At 42.3% G+C, this 24,904-nt stretch carries 23 protein-coding genes, 3 pseudogenes, 1 CRISPR repeat array and 1 riboswitch; of the genes and pseudogenes, 7 read left to right on the plus strand and 19 right to left on the minus strand.

The features are described 5' to 3' along the window. Positions 1 to 145 precede the first annotated feature (145 nt). On the minus strand, positions 146 to 331 hold the full coding sequence (locus IM753_RS03675; RefSeq protein ID WP_156065149.1) for a hypothetical protein: 186 nt from the start codon (positions 329 to 331) through the stop codon (positions 146 to 148). 415 nt (positions 332 to 746) lie between these two features. Beyond that, positions 747 to 1,004, minus strand: a pseudogene (locus tag IM753_RS03680) (transposase family protein); the annotation flags it as partial. Positions 1,005 to 1,259: 255 nt separating this feature from the next. On the opposite strand from IM753_RS03680, the gene IM753_RS03685 reads away from it, so the two are divergent. The 6 genes from IM753_RS03685 to IM753_RS03710 all read left to right on the plus strand — a co-directional run bounded on the left by IM753_RS03685 (position 1,260) and on the right by IM753_RS03710 (position 4,010). Continuing rightward, positions 1,260 to 1,724 carry a hypothetical protein gene (locus IM753_RS03685; RefSeq protein WP_194108693.1) on the plus strand — a complete coding sequence of 155 codons (465 nt, stop codon included), beginning with the start codon at positions 1,260 to 1,262 and terminating at the stop codon, positions 1,722 to 1,724. A gap of 58 nt (positions 1,725 to 1,782) precedes the next feature. Then, entirely contained in the window at positions 1,783 to 2,238 is a 456-nt protein-coding gene (locus IM753_RS03690) for a hypothetical protein (RefSeq protein ID WP_194108694.1), read from the plus strand. A 537-nt stretch (positions 2,239 to 2,775) separates the two neighbouring features. Beyond that, entirely contained in the window at positions 2,776 to 3,060 is a 285-nt protein-coding gene (locus IM753_RS03695) for a type II toxin-antitoxin system RelB/DinJ family antitoxin (RefSeq protein WP_194108695.1), read from the plus strand. After that, entirely contained in the window at positions 3,050 to 3,202 is a 153-nt protein-coding gene (locus IM753_RS13230) for a hypothetical protein (protein WP_194108696.1), read from the plus strand. The genes IM753_RS03695 and IM753_RS13230 overlap by 11 nt, the downstream gene beginning before the upstream one ends. After that, positions 3,174 to 3,356 carry a type II toxin-antitoxin system mRNA interferase toxin, RelE/StbE family gene (locus IM753_RS13435; protein WP_194108725.1) on the plus strand — a complete coding sequence of 61 codons (183 nt, stop codon included), beginning with the start codon at positions 3,174 to 3,176 and terminating at the stop codon, positions 3,354 to 3,356. Before IM753_RS13230 ends, IM753_RS13435 begins: the two co-directional genes overlap by 29 nt. Positions 3,357 to 3,359: 3 nt before the next feature. Next, positions 3,360 to 4,010, plus strand: a complete 651-nt coding sequence (locus IM753_RS03710) for a histidine phosphatase family protein (protein ID WP_194108697.1) — start codon at positions 3,360 to 3,362, stop codon at positions 4,008 to 4,010. 30 nt (positions 4,011 to 4,040) lie between these two features. On the opposite strand, the gene thiC is transcribed toward IM753_RS03710, so the two are convergent. Both thiC and IM753_RS03720 read right to left on the minus strand, forming a co-directional pair. Next, the gene (gene thiC / locus IM753_RS03715; protein WP_194108698.1) at positions 4,041 to 5,903 is read right to left on the minus strand and encodes a phosphomethylpyrimidine synthase ThiC; all 1,863 of its coding nucleotides are present in this window, start codon (positions 5,901 to 5,903) and stop codon (positions 4,041 to 4,043) included. A 101-nt stretch (positions 5,904 to 6,004) separates the two neighbouring features. Then, positions 6,005 to 6,114, minus strand: a riboswitch (TPP riboswitch). 260 nt (positions 6,115 to 6,374) lie between these two features. Further along, positions 6,375 to 6,695 carry a hypothetical protein gene (locus IM753_RS03720; protein WP_065256288.1) on the minus strand — a complete coding sequence of 107 codons (321 nt, stop codon included), beginning with the start codon at positions 6,693 to 6,695 and terminating at the stop codon, positions 6,375 to 6,377. A gap of 274 nt (positions 6,696 to 6,969) precedes the next feature. Between IM753_RS03720 and IM753_RS03725 the strand changes: the two genes are divergently transcribed. Beyond that, positions 6,970 to 7,293: an NGG1p interacting factor NIF3 gene (locus IM753_RS03725; RefSeq protein ID WP_194108699.1), complete on the plus strand. Its 324-nt coding sequence runs from the start codon at positions 6,970 to 6,972 to the stop codon at positions 7,291 to 7,293. Between the two features lie 54 nt (positions 7,294 to 7,347). On the opposite strand, the gene dapE is transcribed toward IM753_RS03725, so the two are convergent. The 15 genes and pseudogenes from dapE to cas3f all read right to left on the minus strand — a co-directional run bounded on the left by dapE (position 7,348) and on the right by cas3f (position 24,901). Beyond that, on the minus strand, positions 7,348 to 8,526 hold the full coding sequence (gene dapE, locus IM753_RS03730) for a succinyl-diaminopimelate desuccinylase (protein ID WP_194108700.1): 1,179 nt from the start codon (positions 8,524 to 8,526) through the stop codon (positions 7,348 to 7,350). 52 nt (positions 8,527 to 8,578) lie between these two features. Beyond that, positions 8,579 to 8,788 (minus strand): annotated as a pseudogene (locus IM753_RS13400) (transposase); the annotation flags it as partial. 240 nt (positions 8,789 to 9,028) lie between these two features. After that, entirely contained in the window at positions 9,029 to 10,222 is a 1,194-nt protein-coding gene (locus IM753_RS03740) for an MFS transporter (RefSeq protein WP_065256197.1), read from the minus strand. Beyond that, positions 10,215 to 11,245 (minus strand): annotated as a pseudogene (locus tag IM753_RS13440) (ThiF family adenylyltransferase). Before IM753_RS13440 ends, IM753_RS03740 begins: the two are co-directional and overlap by 8 nt. Positions 11,246 to 11,486: 241 nt before the next feature. Continuing rightward, a complete protein-coding gene (locus IM753_RS03750) occupies positions 11,487 to 11,819 on the minus strand; it encodes an IS1 family transposase (protein WP_083108081.1) in 333 nt (110 codons plus the stop codon). Positions 11,820 to 11,946: 127 nt separating this feature from the next. Then, complete coding sequence (locus IM753_RS03755) at positions 11,947 to 12,552, minus strand: 2OG-Fe(II) oxygenase (protein ID WP_065256199.1); 606 nt, start codon at positions 12,550 to 12,552, stop codon at positions 11,947 to 11,949. A 39-nt stretch (positions 12,553 to 12,591) separates the two neighbouring features. Then, positions 12,592 to 13,332, minus strand: coding sequence for a hypothetical protein (locus IM753_RS03760; RefSeq protein WP_194108701.1), 741 nt, complete (start codon positions 13,330 to 13,332; stop codon positions 12,592 to 12,594). 1 nt (position 13,333) lies between these two features. Further along, positions 13,334 to 13,498, minus strand: a complete 165-nt coding sequence (locus IM753_RS03765; RefSeq protein ID WP_194108702.1) for a hypothetical protein — start codon at positions 13,496 to 13,498, stop codon at positions 13,334 to 13,336. Next, positions 13,488 to 13,721 (minus strand): hypothetical protein, encoded by a 234-nt coding sequence (locus tag IM753_RS03770; protein ID WP_194108703.1) that lies wholly within the window; start codon positions 13,719 to 13,721, stop codon positions 13,488 to 13,490. Before IM753_RS03770 ends, IM753_RS03765 begins: the two co-directional genes overlap by 11 nt. Next, positions 13,721 to 16,156 (minus strand): DNA topoisomerase (ATP-hydrolyzing) subunit B, encoded by a 2,436-nt coding sequence (gene gyrB / locus IM753_RS03775; RefSeq protein WP_194108704.1) that lies wholly within the window; start codon positions 16,154 to 16,156, stop codon positions 13,721 to 13,723. The genes IM753_RS03770 and gyrB overlap by 1 nt, the downstream gene beginning before the upstream one ends. A gap of 123 nt (positions 16,157 to 16,279) precedes the next feature. Then, positions 16,280 to 17,151: a CRISPR direct-repeat array (repeat unit 28 nt; unit sequence TTTCTAAGTTATCTATGCGATAAGGAAC). Between the two features lie 177 nt (positions 17,152 to 17,328). Continuing rightward, positions 17,329 to 17,940: a type I-F CRISPR-associated endoribonuclease Cas6/Csy4 gene (cas6f, locus tag IM753_RS03780; RefSeq protein ID WP_194108705.1), complete on the minus strand. Its 612-nt coding sequence runs from the start codon at positions 17,938 to 17,940 to the stop codon at positions 17,329 to 17,331. Between the two features lie 2 nt (positions 17,941 to 17,942). Next, complete coding sequence (gene csy3, locus IM753_RS03785; RefSeq protein ID WP_194108706.1) at positions 17,943 to 18,935, minus strand: type I-F CRISPR-associated protein Csy3; 993 nt, start codon at positions 18,933 to 18,935, stop codon at positions 17,943 to 17,945. A 131-nt stretch (positions 18,936 to 19,066) separates the two neighbouring features. Further along, positions 19,067 to 19,999: a type I-F CRISPR-associated protein Csy2 gene (gene csy2, locus IM753_RS03790; protein WP_194108707.1), complete on the minus strand. Its 933-nt coding sequence runs from the start codon at positions 19,997 to 19,999 to the stop codon at positions 19,067 to 19,069. Further along, positions 19,996 to 21,393, minus strand: coding sequence for a type I-F CRISPR-associated protein Csy1 (csy1, locus tag IM753_RS03795; RefSeq protein WP_194108708.1), 1,398 nt, complete (start codon positions 21,391 to 21,393; stop codon positions 19,996 to 19,998). Before csy1 ends, csy2 begins: the two co-directional genes overlap by 4 nt. Before the next feature lie 196 nt (positions 21,394 to 21,589). Further along, positions 21,590 to 24,901, minus strand: coding sequence for a type I-F CRISPR-associated helicase Cas3f (gene cas3f, locus IM753_RS03800; RefSeq protein ID WP_194108709.1), 3,312 nt, complete (start codon positions 24,899 to 24,901; stop codon positions 21,590 to 21,592). Positions 24,902 to 24,904: the final 3 nt, after the last annotated feature.

Raw genomic sequence — 24,904 nt, forward strand, 5'->3', positions numbered from 1 at the left:
ATAGTCATGGTTGTTAAACTACTTGAAAGAGGTTCAGTAATGGTAGGGTGCGTAACACGCACCAATATGTTTTTAGGTATTTTTAATAGATAAGGTTTTTGGATAAATTTGTAGGGGAAAATTGCAATTCGCCCTTGTGAAATTATCAAATTTGGGTTATTTTATTGTATAAAAGGTGCGTGATATGCACTCTACGCCTACCACCTTTTTTGTGTATGGTCGCTTGTGCTTGCTCTAAACAAGCAAGCATGCTGTTAAAGACTTCTCGCTCAACGCCAATTAAGCGTTTAAACTTCTCATCAGATAAGTGTGTGGATGCTTCGTAGTTCATTGAGGTATTTTAGCATGGGAGGGGTTTTGCAGGAAGTCTATTTAGAAAAGAAAAGGAAATTTATTTATGAGTAATAGCTTATTTTATCTACTACTGATATGCATTGTATATGTATTTATGGGTTTTGTTTATATAAATACCCAGATATCAATTTATATATATTTGATTATTATGAGTATTTTTATGTATTTCAGCAAAAGAATTGCTAATCTATTGCACGGGCATATCATGAGATATATCAAAAAATCATAAAGATTGTAAGGAGCATATTGACAAACAACCAAAGAATAGTCTATTCCATAATGATTGAGAATCTTAATTTCACTCTCAACTTTATATAAGTCATTAATTTTTACAGGGGAGAATTACAATTCACCCCTGTAACTTAAAAATAATCAATAGACCCCTTGCGAAACTAAACCATCTTATTCACAATCCCCGCAATCAAATTCACCCTTAGGTTAAACCTTCTTTGGTGGTTGCGGTAGGTGGTGCTTAGTATTTTAAACACTTTTAATTTGCCATTGATGTGTTCTATGATGATACGTCTTTTACCAATGGCTTTGTTAATCTGTGTTATCTCTTTGTCTTGGGGTTTGTTTTTGTGCTTTTTGATAGGGGCGATAAGTCCTTTGTGTTCAAGACCTATGTAGCCTTTATCAGCGATGACAAACTGATAGTATGGTAGGGTGCATAATACGCACCAATATGTTTTTAGGTATTTTTAATAGATAATAATTTTGGATAAATTGGTAGGGGCGAATGGCAATTCGCCCTTGTGAAATTATCAAATTTAGGTTATTTTATTGTATAAAAGGTGCGTGGTACGCACCCTACGCCTGGTAATAGCTATACCGTCCCTATCAACAAATTAAGCGAAGTTATGCTCGATAAGGCTGTAACTATTAAGCATCTTGAGTGATTAAAAATGAGAATATACTGTGATTTATTTTTAGATTGTCAAGCAAATGATGATATTTTAAGATTTATAGCCCTGTTTGACAAAAGTTTTAAATATGACCCAAATAAAATTTATTCTGGGTATTTAAATATTTGTATGGAAAGAATAAGTTTAATTCCTATAATGAATACATTAAATAGTAAGAAGATAAGTGCATTTAGTGTTCCTTTATACTATAAGCATGGCACAATAACAGAAGAGGATGCTTTTAATATTGCAAAGGATAAATCAATGCACAAGAATATAGAGCCAATATTTCATTCTACATTTAATAGGCATACACCTTTGTTTTATTACTTCGAGACAATTTTTCTAGGAGATAATACTGACGGATTTTTGCCAAGTGGTATCAGAATAGACAAACTAGATGGTCATTTATGGAGTGATTTTGAATATGATAAATATATGTATGATTTCAATATGAAATTTTAACTACTCTGTCAACTAAGTCCTTTCTTTCACGAAATTGACTACACAAAATAGGTGAAACATGACTATGACTACTTATTATCCAGATTTAACACCTTATCAATACGAAGATAAAATTTATCCCAAGATATTAAACATAGGATGGTTAGATGTTAATCATCAATTTGAGATTGGTAGTGTACAAAATGAAATTGTTGAAAAAATTTTATTATTAACTTGTGGAGTAAAAAACATTAATTTGATTTCAATGAAAGTTAGAAGTTTTAAACATTGCCCTTTTGATGAAAATGTAATAGAAATTAATATTCCAAATACAAATAGAACAAGACTTCTTGGAATAAGTGAACTGTGCATTCCCAATAAAGAAAAAAATATTTTATATTGTTTTCCAGATATGCTTTATCACTATATTACACATCATCAATACTTACCGCCATTAGAATTTTTGCAAGCCATTGAAGATTTTAACTTAAAAAATAGCTATGATGTACATAACCATGGTGAGTTTTGGAAATGACCAAGATAGTCAAACACATCCTCCTCTCCCTACTTGTTCTTTGTATAACCACCCTTGCTTATGGTAAAGATACAAAGGCAGATAATGTACATTAAACCCACTGCGAAATAAAATCCCATGCTATACTACCACACCCTTTTCACTTAACCTATAAAAACCACCATGCACTACACTTTAAAGCACTATGGTGATAAGATGTTTAAACGTTTAACAGGGGTAAGCAAGGACTTATTTACTCAAATGGTAGAAGTCATCAAAGAAGCCTACCATAACAGTATGGTAGGGTGCGTAATACGCACCAATATGTTTTTAGGTATTGTTAATGGATAAGGTTTTTGTATAAATTGGTAGAGAGTAAATTGCAATTCGCCCTTGTGAAATTATCAAATTTATTATTTTATTGTAAAAAAGGTGCGTGGTACGCACCTTACGCCCAACTAGAATACACACCGCACACCGCCCAAACCCACGCCCATTCATTGCATTTTTCAAATAATCACGATAAAATACAGAAAAACCCACGAAAAAGGAGCTGTCATGAGCGGTAATTTTAACATGAGTTTTGACCCCAAGGTAAGACAAGAATTTGCCGATGTGCTATCAGGCTATGGCTTGACCGTTCCCCAAGCCTTTAAACTCTTTGCCAATCAAGTCATCAAAACCAAAACCGTGCCTTTATCTTTTGATTGGCAAGCAAATGATGAACTTTGCGAGCAGGTACTGGTTGCCCTAAATACCAACGAGCAAGAAAAGCAGGCGGGCAAATCGGTGCGTTATGCCGATTTTGATGAGATGATGACGGACTTGGCAAATGAGCGATGATCATCAAACGCCACGAGAGATTGAGATTTTCTCATCATTTAAACGGTGTGCCAAAAAGCATTATCTACACCTTATCAGTGGCGAATGGGCAGAAGTGATAAACTGTCTCATTCATCGCACGCCCCCTACCGCCCAAATATAAAGACCACGCCCTAACAGGCAATCTAAAAGCATATCGTGATTGCCATGTCAAAAATGATTTGGTATTGCTTTATAAAATATCGGACGATGATAATGTGTTGGAGCTACATTATTTGGACACGCATTCCGAAGTTTTTAAAAACGCTGATAAATAACCCATGAAAAAATTCTACCTAATCCGCCACGCCCAATCCGAATCCAACGCAGGACACGCCATTCGCCCCAACCACGAGATTGCCATTACCAAGCTCGGACAGGCCCAAGCCACAGACGTGGCGGACTGGCTCATCACGCACGTCCCCACGCCTGATAGGGTTTTTGTGTCGTCCTACATTCGCACGCACCAGACGGCACAGCCTTATTTGGATAAGACGGGCATGACCCCTGTACAGATTGATGATTTGCGGGAGTTTAATTACCTAGATTATGAGCATATCAAGGATTTAACCCTGCCCCAAATCGTCAAAATGGCGGACGACTACTGGGCAGGTAACGACAAAACCCACACCGACAGCCCCACGACCGATAATTTTGTGAACCTTGCAGAGCGTGTCAAGGCGGTGCGTGATGCGTTTGATGCCTTGCCAGACGGCACTTATGTCGTCTTTACGCATGGTATGTGGCTGGGTATGCTCATGTGGCAACTCATGCTTGGCTATCATGGGGGCGAGTGTCCACGCCTGTTTAATATGATAAAATTTAGAGAATTTGAGCTTGCCGTCCGCCCAAAAAACTGCGAAGTCTATCTGATGATAAGCGATGACGGGCACAATACGATAAGCAAGGTGAGAGCTAGGGGTGATGATTGACCCTAAGCCCCTTTTCCCTTTTGTGGTCTATCACACCACCCGATAAAGCTGACTGCCCCCTGCTTTATACTTATCCTTCATCTCGTCCATGCCACGAGCGTATTCTCGCACGTTTTGCGTGATTTTCATCGAACAAAACTTTGGACCACACATTGAGCAAAAATGTGCCGATTTATGGGCTTCTTTTGGCATTGTTTCATCGTGCATTGCCCTTGCCGTGTCAGGGTCTAGGGCAAGGTTAAACTGGTCTTCCCAGCGAAACTCAAACCGTGCCTTAGATAAGGCATTATCACGCACTTGGGCAAGCGGGTGTCCCTTGGCAAGGTCGGCGGCGTGGGCGGCGATTTTGTAAGTGATGATACCGTCTTTTACGTCCTTTTTGTTGGGCAGACCCAAATGCTCCTTTGGCGTAACATAGCACAGCATTGCCGTACCATACCAGCCAATCATCGCCGCCCCTATCGCACTGGTGATATGGTCATAGCCAGGGGCGATGTCAGTCGTCAGAGGCCCTAGCGTATAAAATGGGGCTTCGTGGCAATGCGTGAGTTGCATCTGCATATTTTCTTTAATCATGTGCATGGGAACGTGCCCTGGCCCTTCTATCATCACTTGTACGTCATGCTCCCACGCGCGTTTGGTTAGCTCGCCAAGCGTTTTTAATTCGCTAAATTGAGCTTCATCATTGGCATCTTGAATACACCCTGGGCGAAGTCCATCGCCCAAACTAAACGCCACGTCATAGGCTTTGGCAATCTCACAAATCTCATCAAAATGCTCATAAATAAAATTCTCCTTGTGATGAGCCAAACACCATTGTGCCATGATTGACCCACCCCGAGAGACAATGCCTGTCAAGCGATTGGCGGTGAGTGGCACATAACGCAGCAGCACCCCTGCATGAATGGTAAAATAATCCACGCCCTGCTCTGCCTGCTCAATGAGCGTATCCTTAAAAATCTCCCACGTCAAATCCTCCGCCACGCCACTTACCTTTTCCAATGCCTGATAAATCGGCACCGTCCCAATCGGCACAGGGCTATTACGAATAATCCATTCTCGTGTTTCGTGGATATTTTTGCCTGTGGACAAATCCATAATCGTATCTGCTCCCCAGCGTGTCGCCCACGTCATTTTGGCGACTTCTTCATCAATGGACGAACCTAGGGCGGAGTTGCCAATATTGGCGTTAATTTTTACCAAAAAATTTCGCCCAATAATCATCGGCTCGCTCTCTGAGTGATTGATGTTACACGGAATAATCGCTCGCCCTTCTGCCACTTCTTTACGCACAAATTCAGGGGTAATCTCACGCACGCTCGCCCCAAAATTTTCGCCTTGATGTTGGCGTAAATCCACGCCATCACGCTGTTTGCCATTTTCACGAATGGCGATGTACTCCATTTCAGGGGTGATAATGCCCTGTCTGGCGTAGTGCATTTGGGTTACGTTTTTGCCACGTTTGGCTCGTCTGGGTTTGGCAATGTGAGCAAAACGAATGTCCGCCGTGCGAATGTCGTTAAGCCGTGCCTTGCCAAAATCCGATGTCAAACCGTCCAAAACGTCCGTATCATCACGCTCGGCAATCCACGCCTCACGCAGTTTGGGTAAGCCTTGATTTAGGTCAATGTGAACGCTTGGGTCGGTATACACGCCTGATGTGTCATACACCAAAATCGGCTCGTTTTTTTCAAAACCGTCCTGTTTACCATTTTGGCTAAGACCTATGGGCGTGTCGGTCAGCGTAATCTCACGAAACGGCACACGAATGTCCGCTCGTGAGCCTTGCACATACACCTTTTTGGACGCAGGCAGGATACGAGTTAAATCCTTAGCGTCCTGTTCGTGTTGATTGATAAGTTCGGTTGGGGATTGATTTGCGATTTGGCTCATCATAATATCCTTTTTAAATGGCTAATAAACAAATCAAGCCATCAAAAATCTTATGATGAAAAAGAATTATTGATATCAATCAATAATATACAGAATTTTTAAGATTTTGAAAACTTGATTTCCTACGGCGGTACGAACCGCATCAGGTTCAACGGATTTTGTGGCATAACCACAATCTCGGCAACTTTGGGTTGCACTCCGTCAAGTTGGTAACATTATAACAAATATTAGGGCAATAAAAAAGCATGACACACATTTGCCAAGCTTTAACCCAAACCAAATATTTAAAGCAATAATAGTACATTATGGTAAATTAACCCCAATTCATATCAATTTTATCTCTTTAAATAATGCCTTTGTAGGGGCGTGTTGCACACGCCCATTGGTAAGCTATGCCTGCCCATAATACGAAAAACCGTTACCCGCAGGCAAGTTTGTGGCGAACGGTTTCCGTAGTAAAATTCAATTGTGTTAACTGTAATAAATAACGCCAAAAGACAACAAGGTAAATACTAGCAACAACCCATAACCTATTTTATTAAACCATTTTAATTGTTCATCAGAATAATCACGTTTTGAAAAATAAGCATTTACCAAAAAATTAATGCCAAAACCTAAAACAAAAATCATAAGCCAAACTAATACCCAATTATTTTGATTAAGTGGCAAATAAGAATAGATAATTTTTGAAAAGGATATAAAAATTAACACCCAAAATCCCGTAACCGCCATGCGAACACCTTCATTTCGGTTAAGCCATGGTGCGCTAAAAAATTTGGTTAACTTGGTCATTATTTTCCTTGTTTGATTTGACGTAAAAAAATAATACTATAACAAAATCACACCCCATTATCAATTATTATTTATTCTCATTTGCTTGGATAAGTTCGCTCTCCATCTGTCATAAGGCATCAGCTACGCCCCAATTTTGCTTGATGGCTTGACTGCCACAAAAGGCAAAAGTGATTTGCCCCAATGCACTCTTTTGTGATAGAGTACTTAGGACTCATATCAAAAACATCATCCATGCTTTTGGTATCGCCAACAACCCATTTTAGGACAAACCATGTACAAATTCATCGCTTATATCCCCGAATCCGACCTAGAAAACGTCAAAACCGCCCTATTTAACGCAGGGGCAGGGCAATTTGACGGATATAGCCATTGCTCTTGGCAAGTGCTTGGCATGGGGCAGTTTAAACCTTTAAAAGGCTCAAACCCTGCCATCGGTCAGATTGACAAAATAGAATACGTCCCCGAATGGCGGGTTGAGACCATTGTCCCTGATGATAAGCTCATGGACGTGGTGCGTGCCTACAAATCGGCTCACCCCTATGAAGTACCCGCTTATGATGTTTATCAGATGGTTGATGTGGATAAGTTGGATTAAGATGGTAGGGTTAATCACATCAAAGGGCGAATCACTCGCCCTTTTATAAAGTCATCACGCAATCAATTTTTCCAAAATCTTCCCATAAATTTGGGTTAATTTCTCCAAATCATCGACCGCCACTTTTTCATCTATCTGATGAATGGTGTCATTTAATACACCAAGCTCAACCACTTGGGCGTTCATAATCGGAGCGATAAACCGCCCGTCCGATGTTCCGCCCGATGTGGACAGCTTACTGTCCGTGCCTGTAACGTCCTTGATGGCGGACACGACAGCGTCCACAAACTCGCCTTTTGGGGTCAAAAACGGCTCGCCTGATAAATTCCATTCAATGTCATAAGTCGCCTTGGAATTGGCAAAATGCTTATCCAAAATGGCGTGGGTTTTTGCCTGTAAGCTCTCGACGGTGTTCTCGGTGCAAAAGCGAAAATTAAACAGCACGTCCACGCTATTGGGTATCACGTTGGTCGCCCCTGTACCGCCATTTATGTTGGAGATTTGCATACTGGTGGCAGGAAAATAGTCGTTGCCCCTATCCCACTCACACGCCACAAGCTCGGCAAGGGCGGGGGCAAGCTCGTGCATGGGATTGACCGCCAGATGTGGGTAGGCAATGTGTCCTTGTTTGCCTGTTACGGTGAGCTTGGCGTTTAGTGAGCCACGTCTGCCGTTTTTGATGACATCGCCAAGTGTGTCTGTGCTGGATGGTTCACCCACAAGACAAAAATCCATACGCTCACCACGATGGGCAAGCTCCAATACCACCTTGTGCGTGCCGTTAATCGCCACGCCTTCTTCGTCTGCGGTGATAAGTAGCGAAATATCGCCCTTGTGGTCGGGGCAAGTCTTTATAAACTCATCACACGCCACACAAAAACAGGCAATGGCGGTTTTCATGTCAGATGCCCCACGCCCCCACAGATAGCCGTCAGCCACAGTCGCCGAAAAAGGCGGATACGTCCATAGGCTCTCATCGCCCACAGGCACGACATCGGTATGCCCTGCAAAGCATAGGTGGGGGGCGGTGGGGTCGCTTCCTTTTTTCTTGGCGTAGAGATTTTTGATTTGGGCGTTTTTGCCGTTGTCATTTGGGTCGCCAAAATACAAAAATTCACAGTCAAAGCCTAAGTTGCCCAAATATTCTGCCAAGATATTTTGGCAGTCAAAATCATGGGGGGCAATGGACGGCTGTTGCAGTAGGGCGGTGGATAGGGATAAGGTGGGGGTCATGGGAGTTCCTTAAAGTACTCAACTTTAATTTTGGGGCTGTGGTAGATAAATCTTAAACCTCACACCATTTTCTCAATACTTCAAGCTGATGAGATGGTAAACCATAATTAAAACGAAACTCACACTCTTTCATAAAGAGATGAAAGTATTTCTTGTTAATTCCGTTGTATTTTTTAAGTATTCGTTTGGCTTGCGACCAGAAATTTTCAATGCCGTTGATGTGGTTGTGGTCTTTTACAAACTCTTTTGAGTGATTAGGGCGTGCCTGCCTTTTGTATTTGCAATGAAAATCACGAAAAATCGCACGTTTTTCAAGGAAAAAGCAAAGTTTGATAGTCGTTCTATCAAACGAGCTTTTGACGATAAAAAACAAGATTTAGCCATTTTTCATGCAAAAACGATTAGTTTATTTATAAAATATTTCTATATTGTAAATAGTGTTATAAAGGGCAGGCACGCCCTAGTATATCACATTGTGTAATCTACTACAGCCCCTTAATTTTTAACCATTCTTGTCTTTTACTCTAAGAGTTATAAACGCACTAACTGCACCTAGAACCAACCCAAAATAAACTATTACACTCGCTCCAAATTTATCAGAAATAAATCCCACAAGAAGTAGCATAGACGCTGTTAGTAATCTTAAAACAGTATTTAAAACCATATCATACTTAGCCCTAATACAAGATGGAATATTGGCGTGTATTTTTGAATTGGTGGCTGTAACTAAATATCTGATGGAGAAAATATTTGCACATATGCCTAATACAAATAGAACCAACCCTAAATATCCTCGTATTTGTAGAGAAATAATACAAAAAAGCAATCCTAAGAAAAATATTGATAAAATATAAAAATCAGAAAACACGTTATATTTTTCTAGAATTTTTCCAGAAAAAGACTGTACTAACATCATTAAAAATAAAACCAAACCTAATATAGATTCATTACTCTTAACCATATCAAAGATATCAATGATAATCTGCCAATATTGAATAATTATCTGAAAATAGAGACTAAATATTAAAAAAAGAAATATACTTTTTTTATAAAATTCAAATTTTTCAAAAATTAAGGCAAAAGATTTTTTATCAAAAATCTTTGATGAAGGGTTATTCTCAATTGCTGTTTTGCAATTAGGCAAATAAAACGTACCTAACATAAAAACTATAAACATCATGATTGAAGTTAGTAAAAATAAATCACTCTTCAAGATCTGGTACAACACGCCACCAATCAAAGATGCAATCGACATGAATAAGAATTCAAGATAGGACTTTTTTCCAAAAATCTTCTTAGTATCATTATCATCAAATTGGCTATTATAAGTATCTACAAGGTATCCATGATTATTATTTTGAAAGACACATAACGACAACGCATTAAATAATTCTGCCAAAAAAAACAATTCAAAACTATTACCATTGCTATTGCCCGCCATATAGCTTAATAAGAGCCAAATAAAAGAAAAGAATACAGCCAACACATAAAGGTACTTTCTATCCATTCTGTCGGATATTAGACCTACAATAAACCCCAAGGCTAATATAATCAAGGCTTGAAAACTCTTTATTATACCAACTTGATACAAGCTCAAACCACTGATGATCATATAGATAGTTGAAGATGCACCGATGAGCATTCTGGTCGAAGATACGGATACTTCGCTTAAAATTAATCTTTTGTATTTATACATGATATTCACCGCCACAATAAATACAGTTAGGGGATTTCTCTATTTTTATTTTTTCTAATAAAAAAGTTTTATTATGTATGCCAATAATATTATTAATACTTAGCATACCATCATAATCTTTAGCGAAGAATTTAATGATTTCTGATGAAATCATTGCTCCTGCAAAAAAATTATTTACTATGGTTGATGGAGCCTTATAGGCATTATTAATCCTAATAACTTTTTCATCATAATTGGTTCTTTCCAAATAAATATCCTTATTACAATACAAGCAAGATGTGAGTTCTGGAATATAAAATGGTCCAATTGTAGAAATATCATTAATATATCCCACCCCAACCATTGGTATTTTTTTATGACAACAATACTCATTCATCAAAGATAGGCAATAGTCATCATCTGCCGAACTAATTATCAAGTCAATATTTTCAATGCTTTCTAAAATTTCTTGTGAAATTTTGTGAGATATAATATTTATGATTAGATTTTTATTTATGTTTTCCAATTCTCTTTTTATTATATCGACTTTTTTGCAACCAATATCGCATTCTCTAAAAAAAACTGCCTATTTAGATTGGTTTTTTCTATTATATCATCATCAACCAAAGTTATTTTTTGAACCCCAAGGCTTGCAGTTAGATAAGATATAATATTGCCAATGCCCCCAGCACCCACACATACTATATGCGATCTAGATATTGCTTTTTGCACTAAATCACTATCATAACCTAAGGTTTCATAATAAAGATGGTTCCTGCTATATCTATCACTAAAATCAATTTTTTTAGGTAAAATATATCTGTTGTTTAGTAGGTACTGTAAACAATATTCATCAATTTCATTGGCTTTCATGAAGTTTATGATATCGATTTCTTTTTTGCCATCTAGACAAAAATCACACAAATCAACCAACTTATCAAAAAACTTAATGTCAGCAGTTAATTCCTGTTTACTACCAGATGATATAACATAATTTTTATCATCTAATATTCCAAAGCTAATTTGTTTTGATGTATAGTACATGAATTATTCCTTTAAAATTAATAAAGCTTACCACCCATTTTTAAAATTTTAAAAATAGTAAAGTAAGTGGTAAGCTTCTTAACTACACAAACTGGTGTTTGTCTATTAATTTAGTTGTGTGAACGGCCTAGCATGGCTACCTCCTTATTAATTCTTTGGTTAATTTAGAAAATTTATTATAACGAGCGGTTAGCATGATGTCAATAATTTTAGAAAACTTTCTAGCAGTCCAAAAAGTATGCTACACCCACCCATGGTTGATATAATGAAACACCAAGTCAAATGCTTTAAGATGATTGGTTGGGTTTTTAGAGAAACAACACGTTTTTCTAAATGCTCGCCTAGCAAAGGTTCTAAGCCTTGTGTTATTGCCTTCAATACCAACGGTAAAGCGTTTGCCCACTTGTTTGATAGAGTGCTTAAAAGCAACAAGAAAGCCATCCCAATCATCACAAGCAATTTTGTTAAAACTTATACCTAAACTCATCAATTTTGACCTTAACTGTTTGGCAGTAGCAAGGTTTCGTCTGCCCCATACATAGGCAACAATCTCACCTGTGTGTCCGTCATAAATATAAGCAAATCCTAATTAAAGGATGCTTCATTATAGGCTTTTAAATTTCATAGGCTTTTAAATTTCCATTACCTAATTTATGAATTAAAATTTGATGAGATTGATTGATAATTTTTTTAATCTGTCATTATAGAACTCTGTTATCACGTCTTAACCACGTTGCAATAGAAAACCGAGTGCGATTGGTAATTTCTGCTTGGTGTAACAGATTGCTATCAAACACCACAAGACGATTAAGTTGTGGTAAAAGCTGGGTAGTCTCGCCCACTTTATCCACCACCGTTATCGCACCACCATTGTCCGCCGTCCAGTTATCATTTAAATAAAACACCGCAGAGATGACCCGCTCATCTCGCCCTTTGGGGTTGTCCGAGTGCCATTTGTAGCCAAAGCCTGACGGATAGCGTGCATAATGGGCTTCTGATGAGCGAATGCCTGTATATAGCGTGGCGTTAAAATACCGTCCAAGCTCGTCAATCGCCCCAAGGTACGCCGACCCCACAGAGCAGGTCTCATCAATCCAGCGAATGCTGTCGCCACGAATGGCGGTTTCTCGCTCGCCATGGGTAAGATGAGCTTCTTTGTAGTCTATAAATCCGCTCTCAGCTTGTAAGGCGGTCAAGTCGTCTGCACCAAACACATCATCAAGCACCATGGTACCTGTGGCGATAAAATCATCAAGTTTGGGGTCTATTAGGGCGTGCCAGTCGGTAGCAAATAGCGTGGTTGTCATGGTGTGTCTCTATGAAAATGTTAATACCAAATACCAAAATCAAATCCCAAGCATCTCCATCGCCCGCACAAGCTCGCCCTCGCCCTTGGCGGTCAGTTGCACTCTGTGCGTGAGACTCACACAAGGCTTGATAAGCTCTCTTTTTAGCATCTCATCGGCAATGCCCGCTTCCACCAAATCGCCAAAGCGGGTGGGATTGGTCGGATCACCCACGATAAGCATCATGGCGGACAACAAAGACAGCTCCAAATCCAGCTCAGGACTGATGTTATTTGGGTCAAAGGGTGTATCGGCAAGCTCGTCCATTTCATCGGCATATTGGGGTGGCATCTCGCCCACGGCTTTGATGACGGTAAAGTGATAGCCGTCTAAGTCATCGCTTTGGGTGATTTTTTCAATGCGAATGCGATGTAGCCAATCATCACCAAAATCAAAATGATAATAGATGTATTCTTTTTCGGCTAAACTTAGCTCATCTAGCGTGGTCGATGTGGGGTGGATTTTATTTTCGCTGGCAAATAACTCATCAGCCAACTGCCAACTGTCATCTAGTAGAACGTATTCATGACAATCATTAAACAGTTTATTAAAACTGTCCATTTTGCTCCGAGCGATAAAAAACTGCCAAAGATGTTCGTCATGGCGTTCAAACAGGCGAAATATCTCTTGGTGCAATTCATCAAAGCGGATGTTGCCCGACACTTCGACAATGCGGTGCAACTCGTTAATGGGATAATGCGGTTCTACTAAGGATATTTTTAGGCGGTATAAATTTGGCATTTTATTTCTCCACAATATTAGCTGTTTTAATGTCCAATAATCGCCAACGCTCGCCCCAAAAATCACCACTTGGTTCAATTTTCAGTTGATAAGTGATAATTTTATCTGCACCTGTTTTTCTGTCATGAAAAATGGTCATTTGGCAATCAAATACATCATTTTCCATTTGTTGGCATTGATTGGTATTGTTTAATAACACCATGCGTGGTGTCATTGGGAATGTCGGCATTGGTTATAGGGCTTTTAAAAATGGATTTTTCAATAAAGTTTGGGTCAGGAACAAAAGCATCAGCCGTTGCCACTTTCCAAATAACCACCACCACAAAAAATACAATCGCCATTAGCAAAAATCCCACCCCATAGAGCAGGATTTTTGTTGTTCTTTTCATTATGTATCCACCTGTGCATTTAACGCATTTTCTTCAATAAAAATCCGTCTGGGTTCTACTTCATCTCCCATTAAGCAGTTAAACAGACGGTCGGCTTCAATGGCATCTTCTATCGTGATTTTGAGCATATTGCGGTTTTCGGGGTCCATGGTCGTCTCCCAAAGCTGGTCGGCATTCATCTCGCCCAAGCCCTTATAACGCTGAATGGCAAGCCCACGGCGAGCCTCCGCCATAAACTGCTCCCACAAATGGTCAAAATCTTTCACCGCAAAATCCTTATCGCCCCGTCTAATAAAGCTCTCATCGGTCAGTAGCGTGTTCCAAGTGCTTGATAATTTTAACAATTTTGCGTATTCGCCCGAATTGACAAATAAGGGGTCAAGCGTATAATGCTGGGGCAGTTTATGCACAAAAATGGTGATTTTTGGCAAAAATGTTTGGGCGGTCTCAGCGTCCGCACCGTCCACAGGTTCTAGACTTACCTGTGGCGACGGCTCACCTGCCTTATCATTTAGCACATTTAGCAACTTATCCGCCCATGCTTGCAGTGCCACTTTGTCTTTTAGCATCTCATTTTCTAGCTTTGGCACAAAAGTTAGGGCGTCGATGAGACTGGCAGGATATCTTTGGCTTAGGCGGTTTTTGGTATTTTGAGCAAGGCTATAATCATTTAATAGACTCTCCAACGCCTCGCCACGAATGGCAGGGGTGTCTTTACTCAAAAACAGTTGGTTGTCGTCAATCGTGGACGACAAGAGATAGGATTTTAGAGCGTCATTGTCTTTTAGGTACAGCTCTTGCTTGCCTTTTTTGACCTTATAAAGTGGCGGTTGGGCGATGTAGATATGCCCACGCTCGATAAGCTCTGGCGTTTGACGGAAAAAGAACGTCAGCAGTAGCGTGCGAATGTGCGAGCCGTCCACGTCAGCGTCCGTCATGATGATGATTTTGTGATAGCGAAGTTTGTCGGGGTTGTACTCGTCTTTGCCAATGCCCGTGCCAAGGGCGGTGATGAGCGTGCCAACTTCGGCAGATGATAGCATTTTGTCAAAACGGGCTCGCTCCACGTTTAGGATTTTACCCTTTAATGGCAAAATCGCTTGCGTTTTTCGGCTACGCCCTTGCTTGGCAGAACCGCCTGCTGAGTCCCCTTCCACAAGGTACAGCTCGGACAAGGCAGGGTCTTTTTCTTGGCAGTCCGCCAATTTACCGGGTAGTCCTGCGATGTCTAGTGTGGTCTTACGGCGTGTCATCTCACGAGCCTTGCGAGCGGCTTCTCTTGCACGGGCAGCGTCTAGGATTTTGCCTGCAATGGCTTTGGCAGACGCTGGATTTTCTAATAAAAACTCGGACAGCTTTTCGTGCATGACCGTTTCAACGGCGGATTTGACTTCGCTGGATACAAGCTTGTCTTTGGTCTGTGAGCTAAATTTGGGGTCTGGCACTTTGACCGACACAATCGCCACAAGCCCTTCACGAGCGTCATCGCCTGTTACCGCCACTTTTTCTTTTTTGCCAATGTTTTCGCTATCCATGTAGGCGTTCAGACAACGAGTCAGAGCCGAGCGAAAGCCCGACAAGTGCGTACCACCGTCTCGTTGGGGAATGTTGTTGGTAAAGCACAAAACCTTTTCGTTATAACTGTCCGACCACTGCAAGGCGACTTCCACGCCAATGCCGTCCGTGCTTTGGGCGGTAAAATGAAAAATGTCGTTTAGGGTTTGTTTGCCGTCATTGATGTAGCCGACAAATTCGCCAAGACCGCCTTTATGCTCAAAAATATGTTGCGTGCCGTCTCGCTCATCGGTCAGCACAATACGCACGCCTGAGTTCAAAAAGGAGAGTTCACGCAAGCGTTTGGCAAGAATGTCATAATCAAAAATCGTCCCTGTAAAAATCTCATCGCTTGGATAAAAGCGAACTTCGGTGCCTTTTTTGTCGGTTTTGTCAAGGCGTTTTAGGGGGAAATCAGGCACGCCGTCCGTGTAGTCTTGGGTGTGGGCATAGCCGTCTCGCCAGATGTTGAGCGTAAGTTTCTTAGACAGGGCATTGACCACCGACACGCCCACGCCATGCAGACCGCCTGAGACTTTGTAGTTGTTGTCGTCAAACTTGCCCCCTGCGTGCAAGACCGTCATGATAACCTCGGCTGCCGACACGCCCTCCTCGGGGTGAATATCCACAGGAATGCCTCGTCCGTTGTCCGACACCGACACCGACTCATCGGCATGAATGGTAACCAGCACTTCATCGCAATGCCCAGCGAGTGCCTCGTCAATGGCGTTGTCCACCACCTCAAACACCATGTGGTGCAAGCCCGAACCGTCATCGGTGTCGCCAATGTACATACCAGGGCGGACTCGCACCGCTTCTAGTCCACGCAAAACTCGCACGCTACTGGCATTGTAGTCGTTGGTAGGAAGTTGCTCGCTCATAAAAATCCTTTGGCATACGCCTAATTCTTTGAAAAATGTGGGTTATTATAGCATTTTTTTGCTTTGTAAGCTATCTGTGCGGCGTGGATTGTATTGAGTTGTATTGCGATACGGTTCAATACAATTTTAAGTTATCTGTGTGATAAGGAACCCTCTATGCGATTAAAACGCACAATATCCGTTTTTCTAAGTTATCTATGCGATAAGGAACTGTTTGTCCTGCCTTTGGCAATACAAGGGCGGTTTTCTAAGTTATCTATGCGATAAGGAACAGATATTGCCCAAATACGAAGAGAAAACACCAATTTCTAAGTTATCTATGCGATAAGGAACAATACGTTTTCATAATAACCTCTATTGGTTGTTTTCTAAGTTATCTATGCGATAAGGAACAAACCAATTCGGCTTGTAGCTTGTTGCCGTTATTTCTAAGTTATCTATGCGATAAGGAACAACTCGTTTGATATAATAGGCAACATAAACAATTTCTAAGTTATCTATGCGATAAGGAACTTGCTCATTTGCCAAGATTGTTAAGTAACAAATTTCTAAGTTATCTATGCGATAAGGAACTGGCGGTATTGGAATTTGGGGCGAAGAAATACTTTCTAAGTTATCTATGCGATAAGGAACAATAGCAGTAAACACGGCATGGGGGTCTAACTTTTCTAAGTTATCTATGCGATAAGGAACATAACTGTACAAGCATAATACTCTCAATAAATTTTCTAAGTTATCTATGCGATAAGGAACAAGCAGATACAGACATGACCGCACGCCTTGCTCTTTCTAAGTTATCTATGCGATAAGGAACGGGGTAAGTCCTGAGTTGTCTTTGAGTTTACTGTTTCTAAGTTATCTATGCGATAAGGAACCCACTGCTCGCACAAGTGCCGATACCGCTTTGTTTCTAAGTTATCTATGCGATAAGGAACTGACCCCAATTTCCCAACCGCCGAGCAAGCGGTTTCTAAGTTATCTATGCGATAAGGAACTAGAATTATACAACATAAAACCCACTTATATCAAGACTTAAAGCCATATTTTGGGCATTTACCCAATGTTTTTTAGCCTTGTTATAAGTAGTTGATTTTTATCAAGTTTTTAAATAGTCAAAAAATAAAGGGCATAAACCTGTATCATACCCCTTATTTTAGCACAATCAAACTCAATCACCAATGCGGAACAGTTGCCTTATCCGTCATCGCTCCGCCTTGATTGTGCATGCCATAGACCGTAAACTCGCCGTCCACCGCCTTATCCACGACCGTTTGTTTGACATACAGCCGATACGGCACTTGATTGGTTTGGCTAAACAGCTCAATAAACGGATACGCCTTTGGCTGTTTTTTGTACGCCAAACAATGCTCCAACGCCTGCTCCACCGTCAGATTTTTAAACTCGGCAAATCGCTCGGCTTGTTTTTGCAAACCCGCTCGCTGTTGGCGTTCTACCACCACATAGCCTGTCGCACGCTCGCCCACGTCCGCTATCGCTTTGATATGCACATAGTCGGTCAAGCGGTCAAACCATTTGGCAAGGTCTAGCTTTTCAAACTCATCACGGCTTGGGGCAAATATCCGCAAGCGACTGCCCAGCGTGGCAAACGTCTTGCCGTCTCGCTCCACATAGCGATAATTGGGGAATGCCACACCAATGGTACGAATACCATGTGTATTTGCCACGTCTGCTAGGGCGATATGAAGCTGATTGTAGAGCTTGCTCCATATCGCATAGGGCGGTATGTCATCGTTTGGGATTAGGTTAATCTCTTGGTAAACCATGCTTATTCCTTACCGCTTTCGCCAAACACACCACCACGAATCAGCACGCCCATGACGTAGTGTTGCTCGTTTTCGCTTGGGATTTTGCCGTCTTTAACCCAGCCGTCAAACAAGCTATAAAAGTCCTGTTTTTCTTTGGGCTGACGAAATGCCGTGCCAAGGGTCGTAACCGCCCCATAAGGCTCGGTCGCCACAGGAAACTGAGCATCTGAATACCAGTCATCAATCGTACGAATGGCGTTACTGACTTTTTGTGAGTGCATACCAGCACGGTTTTGGCTGATGTCGCCCACACGATAAAGCACCTTACTTTTTTTACTGCCTGTATCCAAAATCAGCTCTTGGGACGGATACACTTCTTGTCCGAACCCAACTTTGGCATGAGCTTCCACCGTCAAAATGGTGAATTTGTCGCCCATAAGTCCGCCTTTTATCCAGCTTGCCAAAAGAGCCAATTTGTCATCTTGATAATCAAAATTGTTAAGCGACAATTCACGAGCATTGGCAAATTCTACCGACTCATCGCCAAACGTTACCACCACCGACACCGACTCTGCTCCCATGCGGTTTCGCCACAAAAAGCGAGCGTTGGCGATGTTGTAAGCGTAGCGTCTGGCAAGCTCATCAAATCCGTGTTCGTCCTTGTAGGCTTGTACCACATCAAGCAGGGCGTTTTGGTAGGCTTGCTCATTACAAACGTTGGCTTTGCCGTCAAAGGGCAGTACCTTGACCGTAAAGCGAGTGATGAGCGTGTCGCACGATTCATCTAAGAAACTTGCGTCCACGGTTTGCAAATTTGCCTTTTGGATTTCAGAGTCTAGCTTGGCAGGGTCGCTGGCAATGGCGTTTTTTAGGCGGTTACTGATTGTGCCACGCACGGACTTTTCTTGGACAAGCACAGGCATTTTGTCTTTGCCGTTGGTTTGCCAAAAGGTTGCGTCCGAGATGTCAAGTTTGCGTTCAAAAGCAAGCACGGAAGGGGTTTTTAGGGTCATTACAATTTCCTTTATTGGGTTAAAAGTTGGTTAAAGGTTAAAATTATGGCATTTTGAACTGATGATATTTGTAGGGGCAAATTACATTTGCCCTATGTAAATTAAGATATAAATATCTAACAATACCAAAATTACAAATGCTTAATCACATATAAATCACAAGAATCATCATAACTGCCATACCACAACGCAGAATCCAAGTCATCTATGCGATTGGCAAATCGCCACTTGCCAAGCGAATACACCGCTTCCACAAACTGAGTGGGGTACTCGTCCGAGCGGGCGCGGCTCATCTGTCCCTTGTCGTATTTGTCCGAGATGCCGACAAAGCCCACAGGTATAGGCACAAGCCAGCCACGCTGTTTTTTGACCGAGTGGGTCGTCCACTCGGACTGGGTCTCTGTGGGCGGTATGTGGTGCAATACCGCCGTCTCAATGAGTGCATCTAGGGCGGTGGCGTTGGGGTTTTGCTCTTGTAACTCTTGGGTAATCTCATCAAGCTCATCATGGGCGGACGTAATGATAAAGGCAGGGCATAGGCGAGATTTTTGCTCATCGATGTCGTCTTTTTTGACAAAATGCACACCACTTATGCCCGTTACGCTACCGCCTGCCCAGCGTTGGGATAGGGCAAATTCCTGCACGTTTTGGACGAGATTGTTTGCTTTATCTTCGGTCAAATCCTGCACGCTGTCTTTATAGACACCGATAAGTAAAGAGACGGTGAGATGACAACGACCTTCTTCGATGATTGGGGCGGTTTTGCCTGATTTTAAAATGGGGTTGCGAGTTTGGGCGAACGTTTTGTCCTTATAGCCTTCTTGGTAGGTTTGGACTTGGCAATCAAAACACGCCACAAGCACGCCGTCCAAGCGAATATTTTCAAACCCTGCAAGGCTTGATACTTTACGGCTTAGGCTGTGCGTTGCCCCAACAAATCCTGTCAAGGCAGGAAAACCATAAGTCAAGGGGGCGGAGACGGCATTGGCATTGATGATTTTGACACGGTCAAGGCGAACATAGCCTATCAGTGAGTACTGTGATTTAGGATAAATAAAACTCATGCCAATACTCCTTGCCCTAAACGCAAACTTGCGTTAAAGGTGTCTTTAAATTCTTTTTGCCAATGCTCAAATTCTGCTCGCCCAAATTCTAGCTCGACCGCTTGCTTGTTTTTCTTTTTTTGTTCTTGCTGATAATAAGCCAAGCGTTTTTCAAGCTCGTTTTGAATCCAATGGGCAAAATCTTTTTGTACATCGTTTTGCCAGTTTTTGCTGTCATGATTTCTTTTGAATTTGTCTTCGCCGTCAAGCTCGCCACGCTTGGGGTCTAGCCAGTATTTTTGGGGCAGGGCAAGTTTATAAGCCTTTGACCAGCCTACTTCTCGCTGACGGATAGCATGGGCGACTTGTAGCACGCTTATGATGATATTTTGCAAAATGTCATCACGAGCGGTGCGAATGTCTATGGTGTTTTTGTGGTTTTTATTGGCACGGACAAGTAGTTTAAAAAGCTCATCCATATCATCTTTGACCACATAAGCTAGCGACTTACCAAAAATCGTCTTTGCCGTCTTGGCAAAAGACAAATCGCTACTGCCTGTAAAGGTGGGCGGGTAGGACGGTAAAAGGTAGGTTTTGCCACCTTGACGGCTGACAAGCTGAGAGATGTTTTGGGGCTTTGTGCCACCAAGCTGTATCGTTGCCAAATCCACAACCGACACATAAGCGGTCATCTCTTTGCCTTTAAAGCGATTGTCTCGGGCTTGTTTGTTAGCTTCTGAATAGCGTAACTCATTGATTTTATGAAAAACATCATGGCTAAGAGCGGACGCAAAAAGCGGTATAATCAGATGATATTCATCATCAGGCAACGCCCAAAAAAGCTGTTTGTTGCGTTCGTGCGTGGTCGGTATGTCCTTTTTGCCTGTGAGCGTGTCATAAAAAATCTGCCGATAGTCATCGCAAATCGCCACGTCATCATGAAATGCCCCCACCAAAGCAGGGTGCTGGTCGGTGATGAGCTGTCTGATTTTGACATCGCCCACTTGCCAATCAAAAAAGCTCGCCAATGGCAGGGCAGCAGCGTTACCGTTGGCATCAAGGCTTGGCGTATCAAGGGTGTGCGTGCCGACAAACGGGCAGGTCGTGGCGTTGGCGGTGATGTTGTCGCCTTTGGCATCGGGGTGTACGCCTTTTGAGATGTGCGTGCCAAATTTTAGCTGAGTCGCCATTCTTTTGGCATCACTAAGCCATGCTTGTTTTTGGTATTTGGCTTGTATGGGGGCAAGTGCTTCTTGGGTTTGGGCGATTTTGGCAGAGTCGCCTGCTTCTGTGGCTTTGGCAAGCTGTTTTAGTTCTTTGTCGGCTTTTTTGTGAAATTGAGCCAGCAAAAACTCATCAATCGCCTGCTTGATATCATCGGTCGTCAAATCGGTGTTTGGGGTCGGTGCGGTCATGGGATTTCCTTGTTATTTTTGGGGTATTAAATCATATTTAAAAGATGATTTCAACCATTATACTTGTAAAATATAAATGAAATTTTGTTATTAGGAAACAAATTGAGTATAATATAAATTTCATCGCATAGATGACTTAGAAAATTATCCATGTCAAATATACATTCCTCATCGCATAGATGACTTATTTATCGCTTTACCGCTTATACACCCCAAACCGCTCATCAAAATAATAACCGTCATGAGAATCATCACGAATGGTCAGCACGCAAAAGCGAATGATGAGCGTATTGACAGACGTATCTGGATAATGCTCCCTAAGTTTGGCAAGCTCGTCCGATAGATTGGCGGTCAGCCATGTATCAAGATTGGGATTTTGGCACGTTATTGCCTTTGGGATAATCTCATGGGTTTCTTTGGCATTTGCCACGCCGTTCATCTCTACACTCTCATAGGACGAGATGTTTAGGGTGTTATCCAGCGGATTGACGATAAAATCCTTGTCCTTATGCGTATCCTTTTGATTTTTGCGAAATGGTGTCAGACAAGACAGATGAACGTGCAAACGATTGGCGGTATCTGGCTTATGATAAGCATTGACCACATTGATGCCGTCATTATTCATCAAGTCCTGCATGACAGCGTGTTCTAAATCCACCAGATTCTTTTTGGGTTCTGGCGTGGTGGATTTGCTAATCCGAGCCACCGATGAAATGCGTTCATAATCTGCCCGTTTGATGAGCCTGCTAGCTTGGTGCGTGGCAAGGGGAAAACGCTCGCTTTCAAATCCAGGTCGGCAAAAAGTAATTTGTTCGCCTTTTAATCCTTTAATATTTTTATCCCAAATGGCAATATTGGGAGCAACAGCCACCTTATCGGTACGGTGTCGCCACACTCGCCCTGCCGTCTGTATGATAGACCGCATGGAGCTTGGTTCAATCATCGCCCAATCATAGTCATGGTCTCGCCCCACTTCCGCCACAGGCGTGGCAAGCACCATAAAGATGTGGTGTGTTTTGTTGGGGTGTTTGGCAAGGTTGTCTATAATATCAGGATTGTTGGCAAGAGCCTTTGGGTCATGGCGATTTAACAGGTTATCGAGTCGCACTTCTAGCTGATTTCGCAAAATCAGTACTTGTCTGGCATGATAGCACGCCAAATAAAATTGACAATCATCAAACCCTTTCATGTCGCCCGTCTCGTGCATGGCTTTGGCGATAGCGATGAGTGGATTGATGTTTGCCATGCGAATAAGCCCAATGCTGACAGTTTTATCATGAATTTGAGTGTGATGTAAGTCATGCAAGGCTTTGGCTTTGTCAAACAGCACGCCTGCCATGTCCTTATAAAGCTCGTCATCATCTTCATTATCCACTTCATCAATCGGCAAAATCTCACCCCAATGGCGTGCTGGTTCATCATTTAAATGCTTAACACGCCCTTTGATAAATTGCCCATGATGAGTATCAAAATCATCTGCCACTTGCACCGCTTTGCTGGTATTTTCATCAAACCACGCACACACCACCTTTGGGGTAGGTTTACCAAAATTGGCGTTGTAAATCATACGTCCGCTTTGATACGCCTTAAACAGTCCTGCCACCAAATCAGGGGGCAACGTGGCGGACGACAACATCACCCGAGAGCCAAACAACCCTGCCAAATGCACAAGGCGAGACAAGGCGGGCAAGTCGTTTTGGTCAAAATCATCAGGCTCGTCAAAAATCACATCGCTACTAAACAGTCGTAACATCGGCACGATATACCGCCCACCACGCTTGCATTCGCTTGCTTGCATTAAGTGGTCTATGGTGCAGACCGCCACAGGGGACGCTATCAGCCGTTTGGCGTGGTCGCTCTCTACGAGCGTGCCAAGATTTAGCTCGCCCAAATCCGTGTCAATGTCGCTATCTACAAATTCGTCCAGCAGTCTTTGGGCGGACTCACTGCCTGTATCCGAGCCTATCTCGGTGTCATTGTCGCTGTTTTGTAATTCAAAAAGCTGTTTTTGGGCAAGACCGCCTACCAATACGGCAAGCTCTTTATCCGTCAAAGCCAGCTTTTGGCGTAGGCTTTGCCCTGTTTGTAAGGTCAAAACACGAAGCCCTAACGCCACAGTAAGCCTTGCCCCCTTGTTGGGGTCGGTTAAGGCGTACATGATACGAGCGTTGGCAAGCGTTTTGCCTTTGCCTGTGCTTGCCATATTTATCCCAAAAAAGCCGTGCGTATCGCTCGTTTCACGGTGTTTTAAAGCGGTTTTAAAGGCGGTGTTTTGCCACAAAAATCCGTCCGTATCGGTGTTTTGCAACAAAGGATTGTGGTTTTGTAGGGTTGGCAGATTTTCATGCAACGTTGGCAAAATCCGCACAAATTGAGCGGTAAATTGTGCCACGCCCAATAAATGCTCGTCTAAGGTTTGTTTGGTTTGTGTTTGTTTGCCGTCATCGGTTTTTGTGGTATTGGCAGTCAAGTTTTGGTTAAATTTACCCCAAAGTCGTTTTTTATCATTTGCCTTTAAGCTAGAATAATTATGGTCAGCGGTCATGAGTGATAGCCGTGATAAATGCAGTAAAAATGGGTCGGATACCGCTTGGGGGTGTTGCTTGATAAGGATTTGCAGATAGGGTGAGTTTTGGGCTTTTGTGGCGTAGCGTTTGAGCTGTTTTTGCCACAGTTTGTTATGCAAAATAAACTGTTTAAAATGAAAAAAGTCGTCTGCCTTATTACCCTTATTAGATACCCAACGCTCTTTGGCTTCTAGATTTGCCAAATAACTTTGTACATCGCCTGACAGATAATCAGGCGTGCTAAAACTTTGGGGATTTTTAAAATAGTAAGCATGCGTGGGCGGTAGGCGATGATGTGTTACCACAAGCCAAATAATCCATTTGGTCAAAGGTGGCAGTTGCCCCATATCCGCCTTATCCAACGTGCCAAAATCGGACAAAGTCGGCAACGCCTTATCCGCCAAATACTCATCAATATGGGCAAGGCGGTCAAATACCGCTTGGTCGCTCGTGCAGTCGCCCACCAGCCACACGATGAGTTTTAACGATACCCATTCATGGCGGTAGGGGTCGGAGATATTGGCGGTGGCAAAGAGTTTGTTTTGAAAGCCTATCGTGGATTTGCCGATGTCGTGGAGCAGTCCTGCCAATGTGGCGATGATACCAATGCCGTCCAAAAACTGCCAGTTATTTTCCCAATCGTGGTGTAAAATAGACCGTTTGGTGCGATTCACGGCTATGCCCCCTGTGGCGTTAAACTTGGATTTATTCCCCACCACCCACACAAGCTCGGTGCGGTGGCGAGTGGCGATACGGTGGCAGGCGACCGCAGTGGATTTACTGGCGGTGGATTTTAACAGCTCATACACCGTTTTTAGACCGATTTCAGTAATGTTGGTTTGCCAAACGTTATCGCCAATGCGATTAGCAAAAGCATCCAAAATCTTGCGAGTACGCTTAATGGCTTTTTTCTCACATTGAGAAATAAAGGTTACAATCATGCA

Source organism: Moraxella sp. K127, from assembly GCF_015223095.1.
GTDB lineage: Bacteria > Pseudomonadota > Gammaproteobacteria > Pseudomonadales > Moraxellaceae > Moraxella.

What these genes read in the sequence shown, in the direction of transcription:
- IM753_RS03675 (WP_156065149.1), bottom strand. Translation starts at nt 331, where the DNA reads ATGAACTACGAAGCATCCACACACTTATCTGATGAGAAGTTTAAACGC.
- IM753_RS03685 (WP_194108693.1), top strand. Translation starts at nt 1,260, where the DNA reads ATGAGAATATACTGTGATTTATTTTTAGATTGTCAAGCAAATGATGAT.
- IM753_RS03690 (WP_194108694.1), top strand. Translation starts at nt 1,783, where the DNA reads ATGACTATGACTACTTATTATCCAGATTTAACACCTTATCAATACGAA.
- IM753_RS03695 (WP_194108695.1), top strand. Translation starts at nt 2,776, where the DNA reads ATGAGCGGTAATTTTAACATGAGTTTTGACCCCAAGGTAAGACAAGAA.
- IM753_RS13230 (WP_194108696.1), top strand. Translation starts at nt 3,050, where the DNA reads ATGAGCGATGATCATCAAACGCCACGAGAGATTGAGATTTTCTCATCA.
- IM753_RS03710 (WP_194108697.1), top strand. Translation starts at nt 3,360, where the DNA reads ATGAAAAAATTCTACCTAATCCGCCACGCCCAATCCGAATCCAACGCA.
- thiC (WP_194108698.1), bottom strand. Translation starts at nt 5,903, where the DNA reads ATGAGCCAAATCGCAAATCAATCCCCAACCGAACTTATCAATCAACAC.
- IM753_RS03720 (WP_065256288.1), bottom strand. Translation starts at nt 6,695, where the DNA reads ATGACCAAGTTAACCAAATTTTTTAGCGCACCATGGCTTAACCGAAAT.
- IM753_RS03725 (WP_194108699.1), top strand. Translation starts at nt 6,970, where the DNA reads ATGTACAAATTCATCGCTTATATCCCCGAATCCGACCTAGAAAACGTC.
- dapE (WP_194108700.1), bottom strand. Translation starts at nt 8,526, where the DNA reads ATGACCCCCACCTTATCCCTATCCACCGCCCTACTGCAACAGCCGTCC.
- IM753_RS03740 (WP_065256197.1), bottom strand. Translation starts at nt 10,222, where the DNA reads ATGTATAAATACAAAAGATTAATTTTAAGCGAAGTATCCGTATCTTCG.
- IM753_RS03755 (WP_065256199.1), bottom strand. Translation starts at nt 12,552, where the DNA reads ATGACAACCACGCTATTTGCTACCGACTGGCACGCCCTAATAGACCCC.
- IM753_RS03760 (WP_194108701.1), bottom strand. Translation starts at nt 13,332, where the DNA reads ATGCCAAATTTATACCGCCTAAAAATATCCTTAGTAGAACCGCATTAT.
- IM753_RS03765 (WP_194108702.1), bottom strand. Translation starts at nt 13,498, where the DNA reads ATGGAAAATGATGTATTTGATTGCCAAATGACCATTTTTCATGACAGA.
- IM753_RS03770 (WP_194108703.1), bottom strand. Translation starts at nt 13,721, where the DNA reads ATGAAAAGAACAACAAAAATCCTGCTCTATGGGGTGGGATTTTTGCTA.
- gyrB (WP_194108704.1), bottom strand. Translation starts at nt 16,156, where the DNA reads ATGAGCGAGCAACTTCCTACCAACGACTACAATGCCAGTAGCGTGCGA.
- cas6f (WP_194108705.1), bottom strand. Translation starts at nt 17,940, where the DNA reads ATGGTTTACCAAGAGATTAACCTAATCCCAAACGATGACATACCGCCC.
- csy3 (WP_194108706.1), bottom strand. Translation starts at nt 18,935, where the DNA reads ATGACCCTAAAAACCCCTTCCGTGCTTGCTTTTGAACGCAAACTTGAC.
- csy2 (WP_194108707.1), bottom strand. Translation starts at nt 19,999, where the DNA reads ATGAGTTTTATTTATCCTAAATCACAGTACTCACTGATAGGCTATGTT.
- csy1 (WP_194108708.1), bottom strand. Translation starts at nt 21,393, where the DNA reads ATGACCGCACCGACCCCAAACACCGATTTGACGACCGATGATATCAAG.
- cas3f (WP_194108709.1), bottom strand. Translation starts at nt 24,901, where the DNA reads ATGATTGTAACCTTTATTTCTCAATGTGAGAAAAAAGCCATTAAGCGT.